22 protein-coding genes and 1 pseudogene are annotated in these 23338 nt (G+C 58.4%); 7 read left to right on the plus strand and 16 right to left on the minus strand.

Features of this window, described 5'->3' with window-relative positions; translation table 11 throughout:
* Window positions 1-11: 11 nt before the first annotated feature.
* The 7 genes from KHQ28_RS03440 to rhaB all read right to left on the minus strand — a co-directional run bounded on the left by KHQ28_RS03440 (window position 12) and on the right by rhaB (window position 8444).
* Window positions 12-1016 carry an ABC transporter permease gene (locus KHQ28_RS03440; RefSeq protein WP_032418233.1) on the minus strand — a complete coding sequence of 335 codons (1005 nt, stop codon included), beginning with the start codon at window positions 1014-1016 and terminating at the stop codon, window positions 12-14.
* On the minus strand, window positions 1013-2020 hold the full coding sequence (locus KHQ28_RS03445) for an ABC transporter permease (protein WP_004220853.1): 1008 nt from the start codon (window positions 2018-2020) through the stop codon (window positions 1013-1015). The genes KHQ28_RS03440 and KHQ28_RS03445 overlap by 4 nt, the downstream gene beginning before the upstream one ends.
* The gene (locus KHQ28_RS03450; protein WP_004187888.1) at window positions 2017-3528 is read right to left on the minus strand and encodes a sugar ABC transporter ATP-binding protein; all 1512 of its coding nucleotides are present in this window, start codon (window positions 3526-3528) and stop codon (window positions 2017-2019) included. Before KHQ28_RS03450 ends, KHQ28_RS03445 begins: the two co-directional genes overlap by 4 nt.
* Before the next feature lie 145 nt (window positions 3529-3673).
* A complete protein-coding gene (gene rhaS, locus KHQ28_RS03455) occupies window positions 3674-4660 on the minus strand; it encodes a rhamnose ABC transporter substrate-binding protein (RefSeq protein ID WP_002882880.1) in 987 nt (328 codons plus the stop codon).
* 81 nt (window positions 4661-4741) lie between these two features.
* Window positions 4742-5572, minus strand: coding sequence for a rhamnulose-1-phosphate aldolase (gene rhaD / locus KHQ28_RS03460; protein ID WP_004187188.1), 831 nt, complete (start codon window positions 5570-5572; stop codon window positions 4742-4744).
* 149 nt (window positions 5573-5721) lie between these two features.
* On the minus strand, window positions 5722-6981 hold the full coding sequence (rhaA, locus tag KHQ28_RS03465) for an L-rhamnose isomerase (RefSeq protein ID WP_032418232.1): 1260 nt from the start codon (window positions 6979-6981) through the stop codon (window positions 5722-5724).
* Entirely contained in the window at window positions 6978-8444 is a 1467-nt protein-coding gene (gene rhaB, locus KHQ28_RS03470; RefSeq protein ID WP_004187190.1) for a rhamnulokinase, read from the minus strand. Before rhaB ends, rhaA begins: the two co-directional genes overlap by 4 nt.
* Window positions 8445-8754: 310 nt before the next feature.
* Here rhaB and rhaS (KHQ28_RS03475) point away from each other — a divergent pair, with 310 nt between their 5' ends.
* Both rhaS (KHQ28_RS03475) and rhaR read left to right on the plus strand, forming a co-directional pair.
* Window positions 8755-9591 (plus strand): HTH-type transcriptional activator RhaS, encoded by an 837-nt coding sequence (gene rhaS, locus KHQ28_RS03475; RefSeq protein WP_004178008.1) that lies wholly within the window; start codon window positions 8755-8757, stop codon window positions 9589-9591.
* Window positions 9592-9664: 73 nt separating this feature from the next.
* A complete protein-coding gene (gene rhaR, locus KHQ28_RS03480; RefSeq protein ID WP_002882891.1) occupies window positions 9665-10510 on the plus strand; it encodes an HTH-type transcriptional activator RhaR in 846 nt (281 codons plus the stop codon).
* 32 nt (window positions 10511-10542) lie between these two features.
* Here the strand turns inward: rhaR and rhaT are convergent, their stop codons facing one another.
* A complete protein-coding gene (gene rhaT / locus KHQ28_RS03485; protein WP_002882892.1) occupies window positions 10543-11577 on the minus strand; it encodes an L-rhamnose/proton symporter RhaT in 1035 nt (344 codons plus the stop codon).
* A 289-nt stretch (window positions 11578-11866) separates the two neighbouring features.
* Here rhaT and sodA point away from each other — a divergent pair, with 289 nt between their 5' ends.
* Complete coding sequence (gene sodA / locus KHQ28_RS03490; protein ID WP_002882894.1) at window positions 11867-12487, plus strand: superoxide dismutase [Mn]; 621 nt, start codon at window positions 11867-11869, stop codon at window positions 12485-12487.
* A gap of 72 nt (window positions 12488-12559) precedes the next feature.
* Window positions 12560-13234: a 6-hydroxyaminopurine reductase gene (gene yiiM, locus KHQ28_RS03495; RefSeq protein ID WP_002882896.1), complete on the plus strand. Its 675-nt coding sequence runs from the start codon at window positions 12560-12562 to the stop codon at window positions 13232-13234.
* Window positions 13235-13300: 66 nt separating this feature from the next.
* Here the strand turns inward: yiiM and cpxA are convergent, their stop codons facing one another.
* Both cpxA and cpxR read right to left on the minus strand, forming a co-directional pair.
* Window positions 13301-14674, minus strand: a complete 1374-nt coding sequence (gene cpxA / locus KHQ28_RS03500) for an envelope stress sensor histidine kinase CpxA (RefSeq protein WP_002882898.1) — start codon at window positions 14672-14674, stop codon at window positions 13301-13303.
* Window positions 14671-15369 carry an envelope stress response regulator transcription factor CpxR gene (gene cpxR / locus KHQ28_RS03505; RefSeq protein ID WP_002882901.1) on the minus strand — a complete coding sequence of 233 codons (699 nt, stop codon included), beginning with the start codon at window positions 15367-15369 and terminating at the stop codon, window positions 14671-14673. The genes cpxA and cpxR overlap by 4 nt, the downstream gene beginning before the upstream one ends.
* Before the next feature lie 149 nt (window positions 15370-15518).
* Here cpxR and cpxP point away from each other — a divergent pair, with 149 nt between their 5' ends.
* The 3 genes from cpxP to pfkA all read left to right on the plus strand — a co-directional run bounded on the left by cpxP (window position 15519) and on the right by pfkA (window position 18242).
* Window positions 15519-16022: a cell-envelope stress modulator CpxP gene (gene cpxP, locus KHQ28_RS03510; RefSeq protein ID WP_002882903.1), complete on the plus strand. Its 504-nt coding sequence runs from the start codon at window positions 15519-15521 to the stop codon at window positions 16020-16022.
* A 158-nt stretch (window positions 16023-16180) separates the two neighbouring features.
* Window positions 16181-17083, plus strand: a complete 903-nt coding sequence (gene fieF / locus KHQ28_RS03515; protein WP_002882907.1) for a CDF family cation-efflux transporter FieF — start codon at window positions 16181-16183, stop codon at window positions 17081-17083.
* Window positions 17084-17279: 196 nt separating this feature from the next.
* Window positions 17280-18242 (plus strand): 6-phosphofructokinase, encoded by a 963-nt coding sequence (gene pfkA, locus KHQ28_RS03520; protein ID WP_002882911.1) that lies wholly within the window; start codon window positions 17280-17282, stop codon window positions 18240-18242.
* A 61-nt stretch (window positions 18243-18303) separates the two neighbouring features.
* On the opposite strand, the gene rraA is transcribed toward pfkA, so the two are convergent.
* The 6 genes and pseudogenes from rraA to KHQ28_RS03550 all read right to left on the minus strand — a co-directional run.
* On the minus strand, window positions 18304-18789 hold the full coding sequence (gene rraA, locus KHQ28_RS03525; RefSeq protein WP_002882913.1) for a ribonuclease E activity regulator RraA: 486 nt from the start codon (window positions 18787-18789) through the stop codon (window positions 18304-18306).
* A 92-nt stretch (window positions 18790-18881) separates the two neighbouring features.
* The gene (gene menA, locus KHQ28_RS03530) at window positions 18882-19802 is read right to left on the minus strand and encodes a 1,4-dihydroxy-2-naphthoate polyprenyltransferase (RefSeq protein WP_002882914.1); all 921 of its coding nucleotides are present in this window, start codon (window positions 19800-19802) and stop codon (window positions 18882-18884) included.
* 69 nt (window positions 19803-19871) lie between these two features.
* Window positions 19872-21206: an HslU--HslV peptidase ATPase subunit gene (gene hslU / locus KHQ28_RS03535; protein WP_002882917.1), complete on the minus strand. Its 1335-nt coding sequence runs from the start codon at window positions 21204-21206 to the stop codon at window positions 19872-19874.
* A gap of 9 nt (window positions 21207-21215) precedes the next feature.
* Window positions 21216-21746 carry an ATP-dependent protease subunit HslV gene (gene hslV / locus KHQ28_RS03540; RefSeq protein WP_002882918.1) on the minus strand — a complete coding sequence of 177 codons (531 nt, stop codon included), beginning with the start codon at window positions 21744-21746 and terminating at the stop codon, window positions 21216-21218.
* 91 nt (window positions 21747-21837) lie between these two features.
* A complete protein-coding gene (gene ftsN / locus KHQ28_RS03545) occupies window positions 21838-22809 on the minus strand; it encodes a cell division protein FtsN (protein WP_071890447.1) in 972 nt (323 codons plus the stop codon).
* A gap of 93 nt (window positions 22810-22902) precedes the next feature.
* Window positions 22903-23338, minus strand: a pseudogene (locus KHQ28_RS03550) (substrate-binding domain-containing protein); the annotation flags it as partial.

Here is a 23338-nt window from a genome sequence, read left to right on the forward strand (position 1 = left end):
TGAGGGGGAAATTAACATCGTCTTCGCTGCATCATCCGCCGGGTAATAATCGGCAGGGAGATCACCACGATCAGCATGGCGCCGATAATCACCGACATCACGATGCCGGGGACGTTCAGCAGGCTCAGGCCGAAGGTCACCAGCCCCATCAGAAAGGCGGCGATGATCACCCCGGGCATGCTGCCGGAGCCGCCGAGAATATTGACGCCGCCGAGCACCGCCATGGTGACAACCGCCAGCTCCCAGCCCATCGCCAGGGTGGGGCGGGTACTGCCGAGCCGTGAGGTCAGCAGGACCGCCGCCAGCCCGGCCATCAGCCCAACCAGCGCGAACAGCACCAGGTTATGACGCTTAACGTTAATCCCGGAGAACCAGGCGCCGGTCGGGTTATTGCCGATGGCGTAGGTCCGGCGACCAAAGTTGGTTTTATGCAGCAGGAAGGTGAAGGCGGCCGCGAGGAGGATAAACAGCGCAAACTCAAAAGAGAGCGCCCCCCACACGTACCCCTGGCCGAACCAGGCAAAGCTCTCCGGATAGTGGTTGAGTGCCTGATCGCCCAGTAGGATATAGGTGATGCCGCGATACAGGCTCATGGTGCCGATGGTGATCACAATGGACGACAGGTTAAAGCGGGTCACCAGCAAGCCGTTGAACAGGCCGCAAAGCAGACCTACGCCCAGGCCGATGACCACCAGCAGCGGAGTGTCCATCCCCGCCGCCGCGCAGAAGCCCATCACCGTTGAGCTGAGCGCCATCGTCGAGGCTACCGACAGATCGATTTCCCGGGCGATAATCAGCATCGCCATCGGCAGGACGACGATCGCCTTCTCGGTAAAGGTAAAGGTGGCGTCCGACAGGTTCCAGATATTGAGGAAGTACGGGGAAGCCACGGCGTTGCCGATAAATACCGCCAGGGTGACCGCCAGTAAAAACCCTACCCAGCACAGCAGGCGGCGCAGCGGCGACGGCGCGGCCGGGGCGTTTTTCATCTCTTCAGATACCATCATTTTGCTCATGATTTCACCGCCTGTTTCTGTCGGGCTAACGCCGCGTTGCGCAGGATTAACCGCCCGTGACCACGATTGCCGCGCTCGTTGAGCAGCACCGCCATGACGATCACCGCCCCGGAAATCGCCATTTGCCAGAAGGGCGAGATGCCGATCACCGGCAGGGCGTTATTGATGACCCCGAGGAACAGCGCGCCGCACAGGCAGCCCAGCACCCGTCCGCTTCCGCCCATGGTGCTGATACCGCCGATCACGCAGGCGGCGACCACCTGGAGTTCAAAACCGTTGGCGACGTCGACATAGGCGACGGCGAAGCGCGAGATCCACAGATAGCCGCAGAAGCCGGCCAGCGCGCCGGAGAGACAGAAGCTGACGAACTGCATTTTCCCGGCGTTAATGCCGGTGTAGTATGCCGCCGTCGCGTTGCCGCCCGCGGTGTATAAGGCCCGGCCGGTGCGGCTGTAGCGCAGGAAATAACCCACCAGCAGCAGCGCGGCGATGGCGCACCAGCTCAGTAGCGGCAGCCCCAGGAGGGGGCTGCGCGGCAGACTGAGAAAATCAGCGCTCATCTGATGTGAGTTAACCCAGCCGCCGTCAGTCAGCAGGAAGATAATGCCGCGATAAATGCTCATGGTGCCCAGGGTCACCACAATGGCGGGAATGCCGAGGCGCCAGACCAGCAGGCCGTTAATTACTCCCATCAGCAGGCCCAGCAGAGTCGCCAGCGCCAGCAGCGCTACCACCGGAATACCCGGATAGTGGGCGTTAAGCAGGGCGACGATCATCCCGGTCAGCGCCAGGTTGGCGGCCATCGACAGATCAATGCCTTTGGTGAGCAACACCATCATCTGGCCGAGGGCGAGGATGATAAGGATGGCGGTATCGTTAAACATCTCCACCAGATTGCCCGGTGAAACGAACGACGGCGCCCGGCTGCCGATGGCGCCGATCATCAAAATAATGACCACCGCCAGCAGCGCTTCGCGATGTTTCAGCCATGCGTGTCCCATCATGCCGCCTCCTGGCCGATGCCGCTGGCCGCGCTAACGATAGTTTCCGCTGTCGCTTCCCCGGCCTGGTATTCGGCGACCATCAGCCCTTCGTGCATTACGATAATCCGGTCGGCCATGCCCATCACTTCTGGCAGCTCTGACGACACCATAATCACCGCCAGCCCCTGGCTGACCAGCTCGGACATAAACTGATGCACGGCGGCCTTTGAGCCGATATCGATGCCTTTGGTCGGTTCATCGAGAATGATCACCTCGGGCTGGGTCGCCAGCCATTTGCCAATCACCACTTTCTGCTGGTTGCCGCCGGAGAGGGTCTCCACCGGCTGCCGCCAGCTGAAGGCTTTTACCTGCAGGCGCGAGGCGTACTCGTCGGCCAGCCGCCATTCCCGGGCGTCGTTCAGGACGCCGTTAGGGTTGAGCTTGCTGAGCTGCGGTAAACTGATGTTCTGGGCGATAGGCAGGGCGATGATCGCTCCCTGTTTCTGCCGCTCTTCCGGCACGCAGACGATGCCCGCGCGGATGGCGTCGGCGGGCTGGTGAAAGCGCATGGTTCTGCCGTTCAGGCGGATCTCGCCGGAGGAGGGGCGCGAGACACCGGAGAGCGCCTGCATCAGCTCGGTGCGTCCGGCGCCCACCAGGCCGTAAAAGCCGAGAATTTCTCCCTTGCGCAGGCGGAAGCTGATATGGGCAAACTCGGTAGGATGACAGAGATCGGTCACCTCCAGCACCGTTTCTCCGGGTGTGCAGTCGACTTTCGGGTAGGTTTGGCTGATCGCCCGGCCCACCATCATCGACACCATCCGCTCTTCGGTGATGTCGCTTATCGCCCCGGAGCTGACGTACACCCCATCGCGCAGGATGGTGTAATAATCGGCCAGCTCGAAGATTTCATCGAACTTATGCGAGATAAACAGGATCGCTTTGCCGTCCTGCTTCAGACGCTCAACGATGTGATAAAACTCGAGGATTTCATGCTGGGAAAGCGCGGCGGTCGGCTCATCGAGGATCACCACCTGGGCGTCGAAAGCCAGCGCCCGGGCAATCGCCACCATGTGACGCTGGGCGATGCTGAGGGTTTTCAGCGTGGCTCGCGGGTCGATCTGGACTTCCAGCCGGGTGAGGATCTCGTTGGCTCTGCGGTGCATCGCCGGCCAGTCGAGCGTTTTGAGCAGTCCCTTATACAGATACTGGCCGACGAAAATGTTTTCGCTGACCGAGAGTTCGTCAAACAGCACGGTTTCCTGGTGAATGGCGGTGATCCCTACCTTATGCGCCGACTCCGGCGTTGGCAGATGAATGGGGATCGCTTTATAGAGGATCTCGCCCTCTTCGGGCTGATAAATACCGGTCATCACTTTGACCAGCGTGGATTTCCCCGCGCCGTTTTCGCCGATTAAGGCGGTCACTTTGCCGGGCCAGAGATCAAGCTGCACGTTCTCAAGGGCGCGCACACCGGGAAAAATCTTGGTGATCCCCTTCAGCGACAGCAGTGGCGTTGATGCTGACATGATAGTTCTCCACAAAAATCACCCCTCACCCTAACCCTCCCCCACAGGGGCGAGGGAACGGTCCGGCGTCCGCTGGCCGCATCGCGCAGAGGGCCAGCCGTTCCCCCTCTCCCTCCGGGAGAGGGCCGGGGTGAGGGAACAAGGATTAGAAAATTTTCGAGAACTTATCGATGTTGCTCGCATCGTAGACAAACGGCTTGGCCATCGCGCCATTCCCCTCGGCGTCCAGCTTCACTTTGCCCAGCTTGCCCATACTGGCTTCGGTTTTGGTCGCCGTGCCTTTGACTAAATCGTCGGCCAGATAGGTGGCGGCGTAGCCCAGGTCAATCGGGTTCCAGATGGCGAAGCTTTTGCTGGCGCCGGACTTGATCGCGCCGGCCATTTCCGACGGCAGCCCCAGCCCGGTGACATACACTTTGCCGATTTTGCCCTGGTCCTTCACCGCCTGCGCGGCGGCAACAATCCCCACCGACGACGGCGAGACAATGACTTTCAGGTCCGGATATGATTTCAGCAGACCCACCGCTTCGCGGTAGCTTTTATCCGACAGATCGTCACCGTAGGCGACGGTGACCAGCTGCACCGACGGATACTGCGGTAGCACCTTTTTCATCTCCTCAATCCAGATGTTCTGGTTCGTGGAGGTTGGGGTGGCGCTTAACACGGCCACCTCGCCTTTCTCAACGTTCAGCGCCTGCAGCGCATCGGCGGCAAGCTTGACGTTGGTTTCGCCAATTAAGGCGTTATTTGAGGGGTTAAGATGGATCTGACGGCCTGCCGGCGCCACGCCGGAGTCCCATGAGACCACCTTGATGCCGCGCTGCATCGCTTTTTTCAGCACCGGCACCACCGCGTCCGGATCGTTGGCGGAAATGGCGATCGCATCAACCCCCTGGGCGATCAACCCGTTCAGCACGTCGATCTGCGCCTCGGCGGTGGTAGTGGTCGGGCCGGTGTAGATCACTTTGACATCACCTAACTCCTTGGCTGCCTGTTGGGCGCCAACGTTGGCGGCTTCGAAGAAGCCATTTCCCAGCGATTTCGCCACAAGGGCGATTTTAACTTCGGCTAAGGCGGAACCGGACAACGCCAGGGCGGCAACGGTGAGGATCAAGCTTGTCTTTGTTTTCATTGCTTTTACTCCACATGAGTTAGTTTTGTAGGGTTTGCAGGTGATATTTCGCCCCGTCTCGGTGAGCGGGGCGCGATGTTGTTATGGATAAAGATCTAAAGCGGACTGCAGCGGCTGCACGTTGAAGCGTTTGCCAAGGGCGATAAGCTCGTCGCGGGTGATGGTCTGCTTCATCCCGCCCATCGACAAGACTTTCACCAGCACCTCGGCGGACTTCTCGGCGGTATCGATCAGGCCGAAGGTCTCATCCAGCGTGGGGCCGCTGCCGAAGACGCCGTGGAACGGCCACAGCACCAGCGAGTGTTTTTGCATGGTTTCGGCGGTCGCCTGGCCGATTTCATCGGTGCCCGGCACCATCCACGGCAGAATGCCGACGCCATCCGGGAAGACCACCAGACATTCGGTGCTACCTTCCCACAGCTTACGGGTGAAAAGATCGCTGTGGTTCTCCAGAACATAGGTCAGGGCGATCAGGTTGGTGGCATGGCAGTGCATGATCACCCGGTCTTTGCCGCCGGTCAGTTTGATGCGCTCGCTGTGCGACAGGAAGTGTGCCGGCAGCTCGGAGGTCGGGACGGCATCCTCCGTCAGGCCCCACAGGATATGGTATCCCGCGCCGTCGCTGTCGACCTTCACCACGCCGAGGTTAGCGGCCGGGTCGAGCTGGACGTTACGGAAGAATTTGCCGGAGCCGGTGACGATAAACGGCTGGTTGGCCAGGGTTGGCATCGGCTGGCTGAGGGCGATATAGCGCGGTTGGGCGTGGAAATCCGCCGCGTAAGGTTCGATATCCGCTTCATCCAGACGCAGCGTCAGGTTGCCGCCGTTGCGTTCGTCCCAGCCTTTCAGCCAGGCGTCGGAGGTGGCTTTGATCATGCCCTGGACGAACCAGGCGTCGATAATGGTCTGCATAGTCTTGTCTTTCCTGTTGATTCGGTGCGGGGTTGACCCCCTCACCCTAAATATGTGCGTGCCCCCGGATTGCGCCGTAAACGGCTTATCCGGGCTACCGGTTCGTAGCCCGGGTAAGGCGTCAGCCGCGACCCGGGGAAGCTCGTGCATTACCCGCGCTGGCTCAGAACCGCATTCTCATAAGCCCGTACGCTGTCCAGCCACTGGCTACCCGCCGGCGTGTCGTGACGCTGACAGTACATCTCCCAGATGGCCTGCCAAGGCAGCGATTTTTGCTCTTCGAGCAGCGCCAGGCGGGCGGTGTAATCGCCGTCGTTCTCCAGCTGGCGCAGCTGGGCGGTCGGTTCCAGCAGGGCGCGCAGCAGCGCTTTTTTCATATTGCGGGTGCCAATCACCCAGGCCGCGATGCGGTTGATGGAGGCATCGAAGAAGTCGAGGCCGATGTGCACGCGGTCAAACAGGTTATGGCGAATGATTTCGCTGGCGATGGCCTGGGTTTCATCATCCAGCAGCACCACGTGGTCGCTGTCCCAGCGCACCGGACGGCTGACGTGCAGCAGCAGGCGCGGGATGTAGAGCATGGCGGCGGAGATCTTGTCGGAGATCACTTCCGTCGGATGGAAGTGGCCGGCATCGAGGCACAGCGCCGTCTGACGGCTGGTGGCGTAACCCATATAGAACTCGTTGGAGCCGACGGTGTAGCTTTCGGCGCCGATGCCGAACAGCTTGCTCTCCACGGCGTCGATATGGTGCGCCGGGTCGAGCTTCTCGCTGATCACCTCATCCAGGGCGTTCAGCAGCCGCTGGCGCGGGGCGAAGCGGTCAACGGTAGTATCCTTCATGCCGTCCGGCACCCAGATATTCATCACCGACGGCGTGCCCAGCTGTTCGCCAAAATAAGCGGATACGCGGCGGCTGGCTTTGCAGTGGTCGATCCAGAACTGGCGGATCTCATCGTTGGCGTGCGACAGGGTAAAGCCGTCGGCGCTCAGCGGATGCGAGAAGCAGGAGGGGTTGAAATCCAGCCCCAGTTTGTTGGCTTTCGCCCACGTAACCCAGTTTTTAAAGTGCTCCGGCTTAATCTCATTGCGGGCTACCGGCGCGTCGGATTCCAGGTAAATAGCGTGCAGATTGAGACGCTTTGGCCCCGGGATCAGGCTCAGCGCCTGCTCAAGGTCGGCGCGGAGTTCTTCTGCATTGCGCGCTTTGCCCGGGTAGTTGCCGGTCGCCTGGATGCCACCGGTCAGGCTTCCCGCCGGGTTTTCGAAACCGGCGACGTCGTCACCCTGCCAGCAGTGCATGGAGACGGGCAGACGGTCCAGCTGGCGCAGGGCCTCCTCGACATCCACGCCGACGGCGGCGTAGCGCTGCTTAGCAATTTCCCAGGCTTGTTCAAGTTGAGTGGTCATGCGCAAAGCTCCTTGGTCTGTTGTGGCTGAAACTGCGCCACGAAACGGGCAATTTCACTATCAGGATTGGGGGTAAAAGTGGTGAGCGCCGCGTTGCCGCGCACTACCTGACGAAACTCATCGACATTGGCCAGCTCGTCGAGGGTCATTAACTGGATGCCGATATTGCCGAGGGTGGAGGCCTCTATCGGGCCGGCCACGACGACGATCCCGCAGGCGTCAGCGCACAGCTGGTTGAGCAGCGTGTTCTGACAGCCGCCGCCGACGATATGCAGCTGGCTGAAAGGGTGGCCGCGCAGCGCCGCCAGCTCGTTAAGCACCCGGGCGTAGAGCAGCGCCAGGCTGTCGAAAATGCAGCGCGCCAGTTCGGCATCGCTTTCAGGAACCGGCTGCCCGGCGTCGCGACAGGCGGCCTGGATCTCGGCGCTCATACTGGCCGGGTTGATAAAGCGGTCATCGTTGCAGTCAATTATGAAGCGGCACGCCGGTAGCGCGGCGGTGCGGGCGATCAGCCCCTGCAGGTCGCTGACGTTTTGCTCTTTTAGCACCCGCTGCAGCAGCCACAGGCCCATGATATTTTTCAGCACCCGATAGCGGCCTTCGGCTCCGCCTTCGTTGGTGATATTGGCCTGCAGCGCCGCGTCGCAGGTGTACGGCGTCAGGCTTTCAAACCCCATCAGCGACCAGGTGCCGGAGGAGAGATAGGCGGCATGGCGGTCGGCCAGCGGGGAGGCGATCACCGCGCTGGCGGTGTCGTGGCTGGCGACAGCGACTACCGGAATTCGGTTACCCTGCGGGCAGATCCAGTGGCCTATCACATTGCCGGGGTGGGTCGGCTTTCCGAACCACGCCAACGGCGCGCCGGTCCAGTTCAGCAGCGTCTCATCCCAGCTATCGCTGTTAATATTGACCAGCTGGGTGGTGGTGGCGTTGGTATATTCCCAGTTCAGATTGCCGGTCAGGCGGAAGCTGAAATAGTCGGGGATCAGCAGGGCATGGGCAGCCTGACTGACCAGCTCCGGCTGCTGCTCCACCAGCGCGCGCAGCTGATAAAGCGTGTTAAACGGCAAAAACTGAATGCCGCTGCGGCGATAGATTTCCGCCCTGCCCAGCTGCGCTTCAGCGTGACGCAGCAGGCCCTGGGTGCGGTCGTCACGATAGGAAATCGGCAGCCCGACGCGCTGGCCCTGCTTATCCAGCAGGACATAATCTACCCCCCAGGTATCGATGCCGATACTGTCTATCAGAATGCCCTGCTCACACACTTTCTCCAGCCCGCGGCGGATCTCGCCTTCCAGGCTATCTACATCCCAGCAGTCGAAGCCGTCTACTTTCTGCAGACTATTGGTGAAGCGATGAATTTCGCGCAGCGTCAGGGCGCGCGGCCCGGGCTGATAGCTGGCGAGCATCACCCGCCCGCTGGAGGCGCCTAAATCGACAGCGACACAATGACGAATACTCATGAAACGATCCTTCTTAAAATCATTGTCCGCAGTCTAAAAAAGGCCGTTTACTGACACCTTCTCGCTACGGACAGCCAAAACTGGCCGCTGGCAAGAAAGCAAAGGTGACCGTGAGGGACATCACAGTTTGCGGTTTTAGGGGATGGCGAGGGGGATGTGATGGCCTCCGCAGTTCCGCATCTTTCCGGCTGATTCTTGAAAAAGCGGCAGGATTTACGAATTTCGCGGTCAAAAATTGAAGGCCGGATAGCCAACCCTTCATTACTATCAGCCGGTGACTGATAATTTTTCTCATTACGAGGGTGGCATCATGACCATATTGCACAGTACGGATTTCTTTAAGGCCGGGATCTCGACGGTGGCTATTGAACCCCGCCTCCCTCAGTCGGCCTTTCCGGAACATCACCATGATTTCCATGAAATAGTTATCGTGGAGCAGGGATCGGGTATTCACGTCTTCAATGGCCAGCCCTACACCATTGGCGGCGGTTCGGTCTGTTTTATCCGCGATCACGACCGCCATCTTTACGAGCACACGGATAATCTGTGTCTGACCAATGTGCTCTATCGCGCGCCGGATGCGTTTCGCTTTCTCGCCGGGGTCAGTCAACTACTGCCCCAGGAACAGGAAGGAAACTACCCCTCGCACTGGCGGGTGAATCAAACCGTCCTGCAACAGGTGCGGCATATCGTGGCGCAGATCGAGGCCGTGGGGAGCGAAACGGATACTCATGCCGTCGCCAGCCGTGAGATCCTGTTTATGCAGCTGCTGGTGCTGTTACGTAAAAGCAGCCTTGCGGAAGAGGCCACCAACAACGATGCGCGGCTGAATCAGCTGTTGGCCTGGCTCGAAGACCATTTTGCGCAGGAGATCTGCTGGGAGGAGGTGGCGGCGCAGTTTTCGCTGTCGCTGCGTACGCTGCACCGCCAGCTGAAGCAGCAAACCGGTCTGACGCCACAGCGCTATCTTAATCGGGTGCGCCTGATGAAAGCCCGCCACCTGCTGCGCCACAGCGATGAAAGCGTGACTGATATCGCTTATCGCTGCGGCTTCGGCGACAGTAACCACTTTTCGACGCTTTTTCGCCGGGAGTTCGACTGGTCGCCGCGCGATATCCGCCAGGGGCGCGACGCCATTCTTCAGTAACGCGAGAAGAGTCAACGTATTGCAGACTAAAAACGCGAATAATGCGCCGTTATCCGCGTTTGGAGTGTGAGCCGTGGCCGGTCTGATTTTACGTAAAGAGGAGTTTTTCCCTTCCGCCACACAGGCAGTGGCGGTGGCAGACCGCTACCCGCAAAATGTCTTTGCCGAACATACCCATGAGTTCTGCGAGCTGGTGCTGGTGTGGCGAGGCAACGGGCTGCACGTCCTTAACGATCGCCCCTGGCGCATTACCCGCGGCGATCTGTTCTACATTCGCGCCGAAGATAAACACTCCTATGCTTCCGTTAACGATCTGGTTCTGCAGAACATCATCTATTGCCCGGAGCGGCTGCAGCTCAATTTTGACTGGGCCGGGGCGATCCCTGGCCTCTTCGGCACGCCGTGGAAGCCCCACTGGCGCATGGGCAGCACAGGTATGGCGCAGGCGCGCCAGGTGATTAGCCAGCTTGAGCATGAGTGCGCCCGGCGCGACGCGCAGGGAAATGCGATGGCCGAACTGCTTTTTGCCCAGCTGGCGCTGACGCTGCAGCGCCATCGCTACGCGACGGATGATCCCGCGGCGACGCAGCGCGAAGCGCTGCTGGACAAACTGCTGGCCGCGCTGGCGGCCAGCCTTAGCCGCCCCTTTGTTCTGGAGCGTTTCTGCGAGCAGGAGGGCGGCAGCGAGCGGGCGCTTCGCCAGCAGTTTCGCCAGCAAACCGGGATGACCATCAATCACTATTTACGCCAGCTGCGGATCTGCCATGCGCAGTATCTGCTGCAGCATACCGAGCGCTTAATCGGCGATATCGCCATGCAGTGCGGCTTTGAGGACAGTAACTACTTTTCGGTGGTTTTTAGCCGGGAAATCGGCATGTCGCCGGGGCAATGGCGGCAGCGCAGTCGCGCCGCCGCCTGAAGAGCGTCGTTGTCAGGCAGATGATCCGGTGATTAACTGGCCATTCCCAGACCGACGATATTGGCGGCGATGATAATCACCACGCAGCCGAGGCTCAGGACGCTCACCGGACGGCGGCCGGCATTGTTCCACTCCTTCAGCACCAGACCCACCACACCGCCGCACAGCACGTAGAAACTCATGTGCAGCATCCAGCTCATATAATCATACTGCGCCGGAATGCTGGCGTGGCCCCAGGCATAGAAGAAGAACTGGAGGTACCACATCAGACCGCCGAGGGCGGAGAGCAGAAGGTTGCTGATGATAAGCGGTTTGGCCAGCGAGAAATCGGCTTTAACTGACAGGTTCTTCACTTTCGCCAGACGAATAAAGCAGAAGCCAAGGTTAACCAGCGCCCCGCCGCCCATAATCACCACGTAGCTTGGCAGCGCTGCGTACAGCGGGTCGACGCCGAGCGCCGCGGCGGCATCATGCATCGGTTTGGCGGCGTTCATCGCGAACGACATCCCTGCGGAGAAGATACCGCACATTACCGCCAGCAGAAGCCCTTTCTTCAGATTGAACTCTTCGGCTTTGATGCCCATTTTGCGCTCTTTCAGCTGGCCTGCGCGGGTGACGATGCCGACGCCAATCACCGCCACCAGCACGCCGAGCAGCGTCATTTGACCGCCCTGGGTGTGCATCAGCACTGCAAACTGACCGTTAATAATCGGCGTCATCAGCGTGCCGACAATCAGCGTGATGCCAATGGCGATGCCAATCCCCATCGACATGCCAAGATAGCGCATGGTCAGGCCATAGTTGATATTACCAATGCCCCACATGGCGCCGAACAGAAAGACCGGCAGCAGCGTGGAGGCGCTAAAAGAGCGGTAGTAGGCCCAGAAGTCGGGTAACAGCGTGGCGCTGATGGCCCAGGGCAGAATCAGCCAGGAGACGATCCCCCCGACCGACCACATGGTTTCCCACGACCAGTGTTTTACTTTCTTGAACGGGGCATAGAAACAGGCGGCACTGGCGGCCCCTATCAAATGCCAAAAAATACCCATCGTAATCGCGTGGTTCATTGATTTTATCCTCATCTTTTTTTATCGGAGACGGCGGCTTCCGATGGGATGAGTGTAAAAATTGGCCGCTTTGGCCGCCTTCAGGACGTTGCCACAGGATGGCGAACCCTGGCAACCATGGGCTTAATTAGTTGTTCTACATCACAAAACGACGGGTATTTCTTCTGGTTATATCCATATGAAAAATACGGCATTGATAAGCATTTTCAATACCATTTAATTAACTATAATGGACAAACTGCTTACGCGGCGTTAACACTTGAGCCGCTCGACAATAATGGAGATGATTATGAGCTATACCCTGCCATCCCTGCCTTACGCTTACGATGCTCTGGAACCGCACTTCGACAAGCAGACGATGGAGATCCATCACACTAAACACCACCAGACCTACGTGAACAATGCCAACGCCGCGCTGGAAAGCCTGCCGGAGTTCGCTAACCTGTCCGCTGAAGAGCTGATTACCAAGCTGGATCAGCTGCCGGCTGACAAAAAAACCGTACTGCGTAACAACGCCGGCGGCCACGCGAACCACAGCCTGTTCTGGAAAGGCCTGAAAACCGGTACCACCCTGCAGGGCGACCTGAAAGCGGCTATCGAGCGCGATTTCGGTTCCGTGGAGAACTTCAAAGCGGAATTCGAAAAAGCCGCTGCTACCCGTTTCGGCTCCGGCTGGGCGTGGCTGGTCCTGAAAGGTGACAAACTGGCCGTTGTCTCCACCGCCAACCAGGATTCCCCGCTGATGGGCGAAGCCATTTCCGGCGCTTCCGGCTTCCCGATTATCGGCCTGGACGTCTGGGAACACGCTTACTACCTGAAATTCCAGAACCGCCGCCCGGACTACATCAAAGCCTTCTGGGACGTAGTGAACTGGGACGAAGCTGCAGCGCGTTTTGCCGCCAAAAAATAAGGTTGCATTGCGCTAAAAGAGAAGCGAGTCTGATGACTCGCTTTTTTTATATCTGTAGCAAGGAGAGCAGCCATGCATTATCCGGTGAATGTCTTTGTCGGCAAAATCAGGGACTACGCGGGCAGTCGCCCCAGCGCGATCGACAAAATCCAGGTCGACGGAGAATTGCAGCTCGGCGATCTCGGTCTCGATGGGGACCAGCAGGCGGAGAAGAAAATCCACGGCGGGCCGGACCGCGCGCTGTGTCATTATCCGCGTGAACACTATGCCGACTGGATCCGTGACTTCCCCCAGCAGGCCGAGCGGTTCTGCGCGCCGGCGTTCGGCGAAAACCTCTCCACCACCGGGCTTACCGAGCAAAACGTTTATATCGGCGATATTTTTCGCTGGGGCGAGGCGCTGATCCAGGTCACCCAGCCGCGATCGCCGTGCTTCAAGCTCAACTTTCATTTTGCGATCAATGATATGGCGCAGCTGATGCAAAACAGCGGAAAAACCGGCTGGCTGTACCGGGTGATTGCCGGAGGGCAAGTTTCCAGCGATGCGCCGCTCGAGCTGGTTTCCCGGCTGAGTGATGTCAGCGTTCATGAGGCCGGGGCGATTGCCTGGCAGATGCCGTTTGATGATGATCAGTACCACCGCTTATTGTCGGCAGCGGGCCTGTCTGTTAGCTGGAGCCGAACGATGCAGAAACGGCGTTTAAGCGGCAAGATAGAGGATAGTTCGCGGAGATTATGGGGGAAATAATCCCCCATATTAAGTATTCCCGGGATGCTCCCGGCGCAGCGCCGCACAGCGCAGGCCGGGTCGGCGTCAGGTTCGTTTATACAGCGGCAGCCAGATTGTTAAACGCAGACCACCCAGCGGGCTGTCGTCGGCCTTCACCCAGCCGCGGTGCTGCTGAATAGCGGTTTCGACAATCGCCAGCCCCAGGCCGGTGCCGCCGGACTCGCGGTCGCGCGCCTCGTCGGTCCGGTAGAATGGCCGGAAAATCTGTTCGCGATCCTCCGGGCTGACTCCCGGGCCGTCGTCATCGACGTTAACCGTAATCCCGTCTTTATCCACCGAGAAGCTGACGGAAATTTTCGTATGCGAGTAGCGCAGGGCGTTGCGCACGATATTCTCCAGCGCGCTTTCCAGCGCATTGGGGTTACCGTACAGCGGCCATGGGCCCGGCGGATACTCAACGGTGAAAGATTTCCCCATCTGCTCAGCTTCAAAGGCCGCATTGTCCAACACTTCGTTCCATAGCTGATTGGCTTTCACCGTCTCGCTGACCAGGGCGTTTTTCGCCTGATTGCGCGACATCACCAGCAGGTCGTTGATCATGCTGTCCAGCCGGTGCGCTTCGGTTTCGATACGCTCCAGCTCCTTGCTCTCTCCGCTGCGGCGACGCAGCAGGGCGGTACCCAATTGCAGGCGCGTAAGCGGCGTGCGCAGCTCGTGCGAGATATCGGACAGCAGCCGCTGCTGGCTGGTCATCATCCGCTCCAGGGCCGTCACCATCTGGTTAAAACTGGCGCCAGCGGCTAAAAACTCCTGCGGCCCGGCTTCCAGCTCCGGATGCTGGCGCAGGTTGCCCTGGGCGACTTCATCGGCGGCATTTTTCAGCTTACGCGCCGGTTTCGCCAGGCTCCACGCCAGCCACAGCAGCAGCGGGGCGCTGACCAGCATCGTGACGATCAGCAGCAGCAGCGGCCGGTCAAACAGCAGGTTAATAAAGTCGGATTGTGAGGTGCTGGCGGGACGAATCAGATAGAGCTGATAGTTATCCTCCCCGTCCCGGACGGAAAACGGGCCCACCATTTCCAGGCGGCCATAGCGTTTTTTCTGCGGATGATCGGCGTTATCGGCCTGGCCGATAAAGTTACGAATGATCTGCATTTCGTTGCGTTCTGCGCCGATCACGCGGCCTTCGCTGGTCACCAGCAGCAGGCGTTGTCCCGGAGGCGCCCATTTATCGATGGCGCGAAACAAACGACGCCACCACATCAGGTCGTTTGGCGGATCGTTGGCCAGCTCGGCCTCGACGTGCTGCTCGATCATGATGCCCTGACGCTGCTCGCTTTCCAGCAGCTCGGTCATCTGCCGGGAATCCAGTTTGGGCAACATCAGCACCAGCATCAACACCAGCGCCAGCGTGAGCCAGAAGATGGCGAAGATGCGTGCAGTCAAACTTCCAATCATGAAGCGGAAACCATCAGATACCCGCGGCCACGCAGCGTTTTAAACCACGGATGGCCATCTTTGCGCTCCGGCAGCTTACGCCGCAGGTTGGAAATATGCATATCGATGGCGCGGTCGAACGGCGTCAGGCGCTTGCCTAACACTTCCTGGCTTAAATGCTCACGGGAGACTACCTGACCGAGATGCTGCGCTAACAGATAGAGCAGGGTGAACTCGGTGCCGGTGAGCTCCAGCGTCTGGCCATCGAAATTGGCTTCCTGACGGCCCGGATTGAGGCTTAAGGCATCCACTTCCAGGGTTGGTGAGCCGGCTTCGGTCGTCTGCTGCTGCTCGCTCCAGTGGGAACGGCGCAGAATCGCGCGTATACGGGCCACCAGCTCGCGATCGTTGAATGGCTTAGGCAAATAGTCATCCGCGCCCAGCTCGAGGCCGAGAACGCGATCCAGCTCGCTTCCGCGCGCTGTTAGCATGATAACCGGAGTCTGGTGTGTCTGACGCAGCTCTTTCAGCGTATCAATACCGTTTTTCTTCGGCATCATCACGTCGAGCAGCAATAAATCAACGCTGTCGTCCAGAAGGGCCAGCGCCTGTTCCCCATCATGGGCCACCAGCACGTTAAAACCTTCCATATCGAGCAGCTCTTTTAACAGGGAGGTGAGCTCCCGGTCATCATCAACTAACAGGATTTTATTCATTGTTTAAATACCTCCGAGGCAGAAATTACGTCATCAAGGCCCGCTAATCCATGACTTTACGTTGTTTTACACCCCCTGACGCATGTTTGCAGCCTGAATCGTAGACTGTCTCTCGTTGAATCGCGACACAAACGTTTTGGGAGTATGTGATGCGCAATGTTATCGCTGCCGTCATGGCCTCAACGCTGGCGCTAAGTGCATATAGCCAGGCCGCTGAAGTCGTTACCAGCGTTAACTGGCTCCCCGGAGACGACGGGGGACAGCGCGGTAGCCAAAGCCATATGTTTGACGGCATAAGTTTAACCGAGCAGCAACGTCAGCAGTTACGGGATCTTATGCAACGGGCACGCCACGACAGGCTCCCCGTTAATGTTAGCGAAATGGAGACAATGCATCGCCTTGTCACCGCAGAAAATTTTGATGAAAACGCTGTGCGCGCTCAGGCAGAAAAGATGGCGCAGGAACAGGTTGCCCGCCAGGTCGAGATGGCTAAGGTTCGCAACCAGATGTACCACCTGCTTACGCCAGAGCAGCAAGCGGTTTTAAATGCTAAGCACCAGCAGCGTATGGATCAGTTGCGTGAGGTTGCAAGGATGCAGAAAGGCTCAGCGATGATGCTTTCGAGTAGTAGCAACACCCTGCAACCCCAGTAACAAACCCTGTTTTCCTTGCCATAGACACCATCCCTGTCTTCCCCCACATGATGTGGGGGTTTTTTTTGCCCTTTTTACGGTAAATCAACTCCTTCGCCTATCCCGTGAGCGTCACAAGTTCGGGTTATACTAAGCGCATTGCAGGAGAAGGAGCCTATATGAATCAATCTTATGGCCGGTTGGTCAGTCGCGCCGCTATCGCCGCGACGGCTATGGCCTCCGCGTTACTTTTGATCAAAATTTTTGCGTGGTGGTATACCGGTTCTGTCAGTATTCTGGCTGCGCTGGTGGATTCGCTGGTGGACATTGCCGCCTCGCTGACCAACCTGCTGGTGGTTCGCTATTCGCTACAGCCTGCTGATGAAGAACATACCTTTGGTCATGGCAAAGCGGAGTCGCTGGCGGCGCTGGCGCAAAGCATGTTTATCTCCGGCTCGGCGCTGTTCCTGTTTCTCACCGGCATTCAGCACCTGGTGCGTCCGGAGCCGCTGCAGGCCGCCGGCGTCGGAGTCGTCGTCACATTGATCGCCCTCGTTAGTACGCTGGCGCTGGTGACTTTCCAGCGCTGGGTGGTGCGAAAAACCCAGAGCCAGGCGGTGCGGGCGGATATGCTTCATTATCAGTCTGATGTTATGATGAACGGCGCCATTCTGGTGGCGCTGGGCCTCTCCTGGTACGGCTGGCATCGCGCCGACGCGTTGTTTGCCCTGGGGATTGGCATCTATATTTTATATAGCGCGCTGCGGATGGGCTATGAGGCGGTTCAGTCACTACTCGACCGCGCCTTGCCTGACGAGGAGCGTCAGGACATTATCACCATCGTGACCGCATGGCCCGGCATCCGCGGGGCGCACGATCTACGAACGCGGCAGTCAGGGCCGACCCGCTTTATTCAGATTCATTTGGAAATGGAAGATAACCTCCCGCTGGTGCAAGCCCACGTGATTGCAGACCAGGTGGAGCAGGCGATTCTGCGCCGTTTCCCGGGGTCCGATGTCATTATCCATCAGGATCCCAGCTCTGTGGTGCCAGCGGCGCAGCAGGGCTTTTTTGAGCGTTAGGTTATAGTCTGTAAACTCGATGTAAAAATGTGGGGCAGATCGGCATTTTTTGTATAAATTACCGCCGTTTGGTCTGACCTGAATCAATTCAGCTTGAGGCGTTTGATATACTATTGTCATTAGCGTCGTGCACTCCTGGTGAGGGAGCGCTTCAGGCAACAGAATTATTTTTTGCTTCCTAAGTTCAGAGGTAGTCATGATTAAGAAAATCGGTGTGTTGACAAGTGGCGGTGATGCGCCGGGCATGAACGCAGCAATTCGTGGCGTTGTGCGCGCGGCATTAACGGAAGGTCTGGAAGTTTTTGGAATCTATGACGGTTACCTCGGATTGTATGAAGACCGTATGGTTCAGCTCGACCGTTACAGCGTTTCCGACATGATCAACCGCGGCGGCACCTTCCTGGGCTCCGCTCGCTTCCCGGAATTCCGCGAAGAACACATCCGCGCTGTGGCTATCGAAAACATGAAGAAGCGCGGCCTGGACGCGCTGGTGGTTATCGGCGGTGACGGTTCCTATATGGGGGCGATGCGCCTGACCGAGATGGGCTTCCCATGCATCGGCCTGCCGGGCACCATCGACAACGATATCAAAGGCACTGACTACACCATCGGCTTCTTTACTGCCCTGAGCACCGTGGTGGAAGCGATTGACCGTTTGCGCGACACCTCCTCTTCGCACCAGCGTATCTCCGTGGTGGAAGTGATGGGCCGTTACTGTGGCGACCTGACCCTGGCGGCGGCGATTGCCGGCGGCTGTGAGTTCATCATGGTGCCTGAAGTGGAATATACCCGTGACGATCTGGTGGCAGAAATCAAAGCCGGTATCGCGAAAGGGAAAAAACACGCTATCGTGGCCATCACCGAGCACATGTGCGACGTTGACGAGCTGGCAAGCTACATCGAGAAAGAGACTGGCCGTGAAACTCGCGCCACCGTCCTCGGCCACATTCAGCGCGGCGGTTCCCCGGTTCCTTACGACCGCATCCTGGCTTCCCGCATGGGCGCCTATGCGATTGAGCTGCTGCTGCAGGGCCATGGCGGTCGTTGCGTCGGCATCCAGAACGAGAAGCTGGTGCACCACGACATCATCGATGCCATCGAGAACATGAAGCGTCCGTTCAAGAACGACTGGCTGGATTGCGCGAAGAAACTGTACTAAGTTACGCGCCGGATAAACAAAAGGCCTTCTCATGGAGAAGGCCTTTTTTATGGCGGAAGGTTTATTCGATATCCAGCGGGTCTTCCGACAGGATCATCCCGGTGTTATCGGCATACAGATGGTCGCCGGAGAAGAAAGTCACCCCGCCGAAATTGACGCGCACGTCGCTTTCGCCGATGCCTTCGCCAGCCGCACCGACCGGAATCGCCGCCAGCGCCTGAATACCAATGTCCAGTTCCTCAAGGTCGTCAACCTGGCGCACCGCGCCATAGACCACCAACCCTTCCCATTCATTCTGGACGGCCAGACGCGCCAGGTCAGCGTCAATTAACGCGCGTCGTACTGAGCCGCCGCCGTCGATCAGGAGAATATGACCACGGCCATTCTGCTCGAGCAGATCGTAGAGCAACCCGTTATCCTCGAAACATTTAACCGTAATGATCTGTCCACCAAACGACGACCGTCCTCCAAAGTTAGAGAACAGCGGTTCCACGACGTTGACATCTTCCTGGTAGATGTCACAAAGCTCGGAAGTATCGTATTTCATAGGCTTAACGTTCAGTTGCTGCGAGAGTTTTTAGTATATCCCGCGAATCGCATTGTTGGCAAAATCATCAATTGTTAATTGATATTTGTCAGTTAAGCCATCAGCTTACTGGCAATAATTCCGATAACAAACAGCAGGTTGGTTAGTAAAGCCCCTTTGACCGTCTTTTCGAGCATTGGCCGCATCGCCAGCGGATCGGATTCGCGCAGGACGTAGCGCGCCTGTTTCACCAGCAGCGGCGTGGCGAGAATAAACAGCCAGCCCCAGGCTGAATGCAGCGCCAGCAGGTTAAACAGCGCCAGACACAGCAGGGCGCCGAGCAGCAGGCAGGCATGATAGCGGCGGGCATTGACCGGGCCCAGGCGCACGGCGAGGGTGTTCTTCCCGTTCTGCCGGTCGCTGTCGATATCGCGCAGATTATTGATGTTCAGCACGGCGGTCGCCAGCAGACCGCAGGCTGTCGCCGGCAGAAAAATGGCCGCTTCCACATTATGGGCTTGCAGATACCAGCTGCCGAGGACGCTCAGCCAGCCGAAGAAAACGAGTACTGAGATATCACCCAGACCAATATATCCATACGGACGGGTGCCCACCGTGTAGGTGATGGCAGCCACGATAGACAGGCCTCCCAGGGCGAGGAAGCCGATGAAATCGCCGACGCTCTGCCAGGCGGCGCACAGCAGCGCCAGACCAAACAGGCAGATGAGTACGACGGTGACGATCAGAGCGCGCTTCATCTGCTGGGGGGTAATCACCCCTTTCTGCATCCCGCGCAGCGGCCCGATGCGATCCGGTTTATCGCTCCCCTTAACCGCGTCGCCGTAGTCATTGGCGAGGTTGGAAAGAATTTGCAGCAAACCGGCGGTGATCAGCGCCAGCAGGGCAACCCAGGGATCAAAATGGCCCTGCTCCCAGGCAAGGACGGTGCCAACAATAATCGCGGCAAATGCCAGCGGTAACGTTTTAGGACGCAGGCTTTCCAGCCACGCCTGTGAACGGCTGATATCAGTCATAGTTATTTTAGCCAATAAAAATGGGGGCGATAGCCCCCATCAACAGTGATGAAAATGCATTGCACCGGATTATAGGATAAAACGGCTCAGATCTTCATCTGCCACCAGAACATCCAGGTGTTTACTCACATATTCGGCATCGATAGTGACGGTCTGGCCGTTCATCTCGCTGGCATCATAGGAGATGTCTTCCACCAGGCGCTCCAGCACGGTGTGCAGGCGACGCGCACCGATGTTCTCGGTGGTTTCGTTTACCTGCCATGCGGCCTGGGCGATGCGCTTGATGCCGTCTTCGGTGAATTCGATGTTCACCCCTTCGGTCGCCATCAGCGCCTTGTACTGCACGGTGATGGAGGCATTCGGCTCGGTCAGGATGCGCTCGAAGTCGTGGGTGGTCAGCGCCTTCAGCTCAACGCGGATCGGCAGACGCCCCTGCAGTTCCGGGATCAGATCGGATGGGCTGGCCACCTGGAATGCGCCGGAGGCGATAAACAGGATGTGGTCGGTCTTGACCATCCCATGTTTGGTGGAGACGGTGCAGCCTTCCACCAGCGGCAGCAGGTCGCGCTGTACGCCTTCGCGGGAGACGTCCGGGCCGGAGGTGTTGCCGCCGCGCTTACAGATTTTGTCAATTTCGTCGATAAAGACGATACCGTGCTGCTCTACAGCGTCGATGGCTTCCTGCTTCAGCTCTTCCGGATTGACCAGTTTGGCCGCTTCTTCTTCAATCAGCAGCTTCATCGCGTCTTTGATTTTCAGCTTACGCGGTTTCTGCTTCTGGCCGCCGAGGTTCTGGAACATAGACTGCAGCTGGCTGGTCATCTCTTCCATGCCCGGAGGGGACATGATTTCAACGCCCATCGGCGCCGCAGCGAGATCGATTTCAATCTCTTTATCGTCCAGCTGGCCTTCACGCAGTTTTTTACGGAACGCCTGGCGCGCTGCAGACGGTTCCTGCGACGGCTCAGTCTGGCCCCAGTTGTTCTTCGCCGGTGGGATCAGCACGTCAAGCACGCGCTCTTCCGCCAGCTCTTCCGCGCGGTAACGGTTCTTATCGATGGACTGCATGCGAACCATTTTGATCGCCGCATCGGTCAAATCGCGGATGATGGAGTCCACTTCTTTACCGACATAGCCCACTTCGGTGAACTTCGTCGCTTCAACTTTGATAAACGGCGCGTTGGCCAGTTTTGCCAGACGACGGGCGATTTCGGTTTTACCGACGCCGGTTGGGCCGATCATCAGAATGTTTTTCGGCGTGACTTCATGACGCAGCTCTTCGTTAAGCTGCATCCGACGCCAGCGGTTACGCAGGGCGATAGCAACAGAACGCTTGGCGGCGTCCTGACCGATAATGTGTTTGTCCAGTTCGCTGACAATTTCGCGTGGGGTCATTTCAGACATGGGAGATCCTTACGCTTTAGAAGGTAATTCTTCGATGGTGTGGAAATGGTTGGTGTAGATGCAGATATCACCTGCAATATCCAACGCTTTCTCGGCGATGTCGCGCGCGCCCATATCGGTATTTTCCAACAGCGCGCGGGCCGCGGCCTGGGCGTAAGGACCGCCGGAGCCGATAGCAATCAAATCGTTTTCCGGCTGTACCACGTCACCGTTACCGGTGATGATAAGCGACGCGTTTTCGTCCGCGACGGCCAGCAGCGCTTCCAGTTTGCGCAACATCCGGTCAGTTCGCCAGTCTTTGGCCAGCTCAACGGCGGCCTTCACCAGATGGCCCTGGTGCATTTCCAGTTTACGTTCAAACAGTTCGAACAGCGTGAAGGCGTCGGCGGTGCCGCCAGCGAAACCGGCAATCACTTTGTCGTTGTACAGACGACGCACTTTCTTCACATTGCCCTTCATCACGGTGTTGCCCAGCGTGGCCTGGCCATCACCGGCAATAACAACATGGCCGTTACGGCGAACACTTACAATTGTAGTCACGAGCAGACCCCTTGGTTGCAAAAGCGGAACAGGGGCCCCGCGCTGTCCGCGGGGCCGAATGCAATTATAGATGGGGGGGATTTTGAGGGTTTCAACCCCTGGCGGCGAGACGAATGCAGTTCGCGTGTCCAGCCATCTTCAGGCGGGTGATCATCTCGTTGGCGCTTTCTTTGCCTTTCAACGGGCCAATAACCACGCGGTTCCAGCCGTTGTTAGTGGTAATGTGCGAAGCAAACCCTTCGAAAGCCAGCTGAGCGCGGACGGTTTCGGCCTGCTCGGCGCCTTTAAAGGAGCCGCACTGGATCATCCAGCTACGATCGTCTTTCTTCTCGGCGGTGGTTTTCGGCGCTTCTTCCACCCGAGTTACCGGCGCCGCGGCCTGGGTACGCGGCTGCGTGGTATTGGTATGCGCTGGCGTCTGCAGCAGATCCTGGTACGGCTGCTGGTTTGACGCGGTCTGCTTCGGCTGTTGCTGCTGAACCGGCTTCGGCTGCTGAACGCGCGGCGGCTGCTGTTGGACGGTCTGCGCCTGAGTCTGCGCCCATTGTTGCTGCTGCGCCTGCTGCTGTTGCTGCTGCGCTAAACGCTGACGCTGAAGCGTCTGCTGGCGCTGCGCCGGCGTTTGTTCGTTCCACGGCACTTCGGTCAGCTGGGTCGGCTGCTGGCGCATATCGGCCTGCATCTGGGCGAGCAGCTGGCGCTGCTCGTCGGTCAGCTGTTCCGGTTTCATGACTTCGCCACCGGCGGTCGGTTCGGTCGGCGCGCGGACGCCAGGCTGGCGGCTTTCCAGCTCTTTAATATAGCGCCAGCGCTCTTCCGGTTTGGGCGGCAAGCCGTTGCCGGCGGCCTGGCGATTTTGCATCGCTTCCGCTTCTTCTTTCTTATGATGCGTAATGAAATAGAGGCCACCGATAAAGGCCACCAGCACAGCCGCCGCGATCGCCACCATCGCCGGTGAAATCGCCGGAAGGCTGCTTTGCTTATTCCTTGAGCTTCGGGTCGTGCTCTTTTTGCGCCGCGAAGAAGCCGGTTGGCTGCGGCGTACATAATCTCGTTGTGCCACTATCGTTTCGCTGTCTTATATTCGTTCGTCAGCCCGCCATGTTACTTAAGCGGCGGGCCTTTGACCAGAAGAGCAGGCCCGAAAGCCTGATGGTTATCGTCTGATTTTTTGCGTACTGCCGCGAACAATCAGTTCGCAATCGAGCAGACGCGAGCCGCTGTTCACGTTATGCCCCTGCATTTGCTCCAGTAATAGCAGCATTCCTTCACGGCCGATATCAAACCGTGGCTGTGAAACCGTGGTCAACGGCGGGTCNNGGCGGGTCGCAAAATTCAGACAACGCGATGTTATCGAAGCCGACAATTGACAGGTCGTCCGGCACTTTCAGACCGCGACGTTTTGCCAGCGATAAGGCGCCCAGCGCCATCACATCGCTATGGCAAAAGACCGCCGTGGGCGGCACCGGCTGCGCCAGCAGCTGCTCCAGCGCATTGGCGCCGGCTTCGAAGGTAAAGTTGCCGCGAGCAATATAGTGCGGATCGACGGTGATACCGCTGCGGCGCAGCGCCTGCACATAACCCTGCAGGCG

The organism is Klebsiella sp. 28 (assembly GCF_018223905.1).
Lineage (GTDB): Bacteria > Pseudomonadota > Gammaproteobacteria > Enterobacterales > Enterobacteriaceae > Klebsiella > Klebsiella pneumoniae.

Excerpts from the sequence above, each read along its gene's own strand:
- KHQ28_RS03440 (WP_032418233.1), bottom strand. The coding sequence starts at position 1,016 with ATGAGCAAAATGATGGTATCTGAAGAGATGAAAAACGCCCCGGCCGCG.
- KHQ28_RS03445 (WP_004220853.1), bottom strand. The coding sequence starts at position 2,020 with ATGATGGGACACGCATGGCTGAAACATCGCGAAGCGCTGCTGGCGGTG.
- KHQ28_RS03450 (WP_004187888.1), bottom strand. The coding sequence starts at position 3,528 with ATGTCAGCATCAACGCCACTGCTGTCGCTGAAGGGGATCACCAAGATT.
- rhaS (WP_002882880.1), bottom strand. The coding sequence starts at position 4,660 with ATGAAAACAAAGACAAGCTTGATCCTCACCGTTGCCGCCCTGGCGTTG.
- rhaD (WP_004187188.1), bottom strand. The coding sequence starts at position 5,572 with ATGCAGACCATTATCGACGCCTGGTTCGTCCAGGGCATGATCAAAGCC.
- rhaA (WP_032418232.1), bottom strand. The coding sequence starts at position 6,981 with ATGACCACTCAACTTGAACAAGCCTGGGAAATTGCTAAGCAGCGCTAC.
- rhaB (WP_004187190.1), bottom strand. The coding sequence starts at position 8,444 with ATGAGTATTCGTCATTGTGTCGCTGTCGATTTAGGCGCCTCCAGCGGG.
- rhaS (WP_004178008.1), top strand. The coding sequence starts at position 8,755 with ATGACCATATTGCACAGTACGGATTTCTTTAAGGCCGGGATCTCGACG.
- rhaT (WP_002882892.1), bottom strand. The coding sequence starts at position 11,577 with ATGAACCACGCGATTACGATGGGTATTTTTTGGCATTTGATAGGGGCC.
- sodA (WP_002882894.1), top strand. The coding sequence starts at position 11,867 with ATGAGCTATACCCTGCCATCCCTGCCTTACGCTTACGATGCTCTGGAA.
- yiiM (WP_002882896.1), top strand. The coding sequence starts at position 12,560 with ATGCATTATCCGGTGAATGTCTTTGTCGGCAAAATCAGGGACTACGCG.
- cpxA (WP_002882898.1), bottom strand. The coding sequence starts at position 14,674 with ATGATTGGAAGTTTGACTGCACGCATCTTCGCCATCTTCTGGCTCACG.
- cpxR (WP_002882901.1), bottom strand. The coding sequence starts at position 15,369 with ATGAATAAAATCCTGTTAGTTGATGATGACCGGGAGCTCACCTCCCTG.
- cpxP (WP_002882903.1), top strand. The coding sequence starts at position 15,519 with ATGCGCAATGTTATCGCTGCCGTCATGGCCTCAACGCTGGCGCTAAGT.
- fieF (WP_002882907.1), top strand. The coding sequence starts at position 16,181 with ATGAATCAATCTTATGGCCGGTTGGTCAGTCGCGCCGCTATCGCCGCG.
- pfkA (WP_002882911.1), top strand. The coding sequence starts at position 17,280 with ATGATTAAGAAAATCGGTGTGTTGACAAGTGGCGGTGATGCGCCGGGC.
- rraA (WP_002882913.1), bottom strand. The coding sequence starts at position 18,789 with ATGAAATACGATACTTCCGAGCTTTGTGACATCTACCAGGAAGATGTC.
- menA (WP_002882914.1), bottom strand. The coding sequence starts at position 19,802 with ATGACTGATATCAGCCGTTCACAGGCGTGGCTGGAAAGCCTGCGTCCT.
- hslU (WP_002882917.1), bottom strand. The coding sequence starts at position 21,206 with ATGTCTGAAATGACCCCACGCGAAATTGTCAGCGAACTGGACAAACAC.